This window comes from Microbacterium sp. (genome assembly GCF_047971895.1).
In the GTDB taxonomy this organism is placed as follows: Bacteria; Actinomycetota; Actinomycetes; order Actinomycetales; family Microbacteriaceae; genus Microbacterium.
Window position 1 is genome coordinate 1 of the sequence record NZ_JBKEAF010000058.1, and the last position, 1,817, is coordinate 1,817.

Genomic DNA, 1,817 nt, shown 5'->3' on the forward strand with positions numbered 1-1,817 from the left:
GCGGGCCGGCATCAGCTCCATCGAGATCGAGCGGCGCTCCGAGCGCGTCACCATCTTCCTGCACGCTGCCCGTCCGGGCATCGTCATCGGCCGCAACGGCGCCGAGGCAGAGCGGATCCGCGGCAAGCTGGAAAAGCTCACGGGCAAGCAAGTTCAGCTCAACATCCTCGAGGTGAAGAACCCCGAGATCGACGCCCAGCTTGTCGCTCAGGGAATCGCCGAGCAGCTCAGCGCCCGCGTGGCCTTCCGCCGCGCGATGCGCAAGGGCCTGCAGGGCGCGCTGCGCGCCGGCGCCAAGGGCGTGCGCGTGCAGGTGTCGGGCCGTCTCGGAGTAGCCGAGATGATCAGAACGGAGTTCTACCGCGAGGGTCGTGTGCCGCTGCACACGCTGAGCGCGAACATCGACTACGGATTCTACGATGAGCGCACCACCTTCGGCCGCATAGGTGTGAAGGTGTGGATCTACAAGGGCGATCTCAACAAAAAGGAACTCGAGCGCGAGCAGGCCAACATGAAGCCGGCTCGTGAGCGCGGCGACCGCCGTCGCGGTCCGCGCTCCGCTGACAACGCGGCGGCGCCCGTCGCAGAAGGAGCGTCGGCGTAATGCTCATTCCCCGAAAGGTCAAGCACCGCAAGCAGCACCACCCGAAGCGGACGGGCCAGGCCACCGGCGGCACGAAGGTCTCCTTCGGCGAGTTCGGCATCCAGGCGCTGACCCCCGCGTACGTGACGAACCGTCAGATCGAGTCCGCTCGTATCGCGATGACCCGTCACATCAAGCGTGGCGGCAAGGTGTGGATCAACGTCTTCCCCGACCGTCCGCTCACGAAGAAGCCGGCCGAGACCCGCATGGGTTCCGGCAAGGGCTCGCCGGAGTGGTGGGTCGCCAACGTCAAGCCGGGTCGCGTCCTCTTCGAGGTCGCGGGCGTCAACGAGGAGCTTGCTCGTGAGGCCCTGACTCGTGCCATTCACAAGCTGCCGCTGAAGGCACGCATCATCAAGCGCGAGGAGGGCGACGCGTAATGGCTGTCGGCACCAAGACGCTCGCCCCGAGCGAGCTGGACACATTCGAGGACCAGCGCCTCGTCGAAGAGCTGCGCAAGGCCAAGGAAGAGCTGTTCAACCTGCGCTTCCAGTCGGCCACCGGCCAGCTCGACAGCCACGGCCGCATTCGTGCGGTCAAGCGCGACATCGCGCGGCTGTACACCGTCATTCGTGAGCGCGAGCTCGGCATCCGAGCCACGCCCGTGCCGATGGAGACGAAGGCCAAGAAGACCAAGGCGAAGAAGGCGGATGCCGCGGCTGAGCCTGCTGAGACCAAGGAAGAGGCCGAGTGATGGCTGAGACCGAGAAGAAGGACGACGCGGTCGTCGAGCACGGTGCGCACGACGTGCGGGATGCCGGTGCCCGTGGCTACCGCAAGTCTCGCCGCGGCTACGTGGTCAGCGACCGGATGGACAAGACCATCGTCGTCGAGGTCGAGGACCGTGTGAAGCACCCGCTCTACGGCAAGGTCATCCGCCGCACCGAGAAGGTGAAGGCGCACGACGAGGGCAACACGGCCGGCATCGGCGACCTCGTCGTCATCAACGAGACCCGTCCGCTGTCCGCCACCAAGCGGTGGCGTCTGGTCGAGATCCTCGAGAAGGCGAAGTAAGAAATGATTCAGAACGAATCCCGCCTCAAGGTCGCCGACAACACGGGCGCGAAGGAACTGCTCACCATCCGCGTGCTGGGCGGCTCCGCCCGTCGCTACGCGGGCCTTGGTGACGTGGTCGTCGCGACCGTCAAGGACGCGATTCCCGGCGGCAACGTGA

General features: G+C 66.2%; 5 protein-coding genes. All 5 read left to right on the top strand.

All coding sequences use genetic code 11. The features are described 5' to 3' along the window. On the top strand, positions 1-604 hold a 604-nt coding region (rpsC, locus tag ACK5IN_RS04890; RefSeq protein WP_416895088.1), incomplete at its 5' end, for a 30S ribosomal protein S3. Continuing rightward, positions 604-1,023, top strand: coding sequence for a 50S ribosomal protein L16 (gene rplP, locus ACK5IN_RS04895; RefSeq protein ID WP_416895089.1), 420 nt, complete (start codon positions 604-606; stop codon positions 1,021-1,023). The genes rpsC and rplP, both read left to right, overlap by 1 nt. Beyond that, positions 1,023-1,337: a 50S ribosomal protein L29 gene (gene rpmC, locus ACK5IN_RS04900; RefSeq protein ID WP_416895090.1), complete on the top strand. Its 315-nt coding sequence runs from the start codon at positions 1,023-1,025 to the stop codon at positions 1,335-1,337. The genes rplP and rpmC overlap by 1 nt, the downstream gene beginning before the upstream one ends. Beyond that, complete coding sequence (gene rpsQ / locus ACK5IN_RS04905) at positions 1,337-1,657, top strand: 30S ribosomal protein S17 (protein WP_416895091.1); 321 nt, start codon at positions 1,337-1,339, stop codon at positions 1,655-1,657. The genes rpmC and rpsQ overlap by 1 nt, the downstream gene beginning before the upstream one ends. A 3-nt stretch (positions 1,658-1,660) precedes the next feature. After that, the coding region (locus ACK5IN_RS04910; protein ID WP_416895092.1) for an uL14 family ribosomal protein at positions 1,661-1,817 on the top strand (157 nt) is incomplete at its 3' end.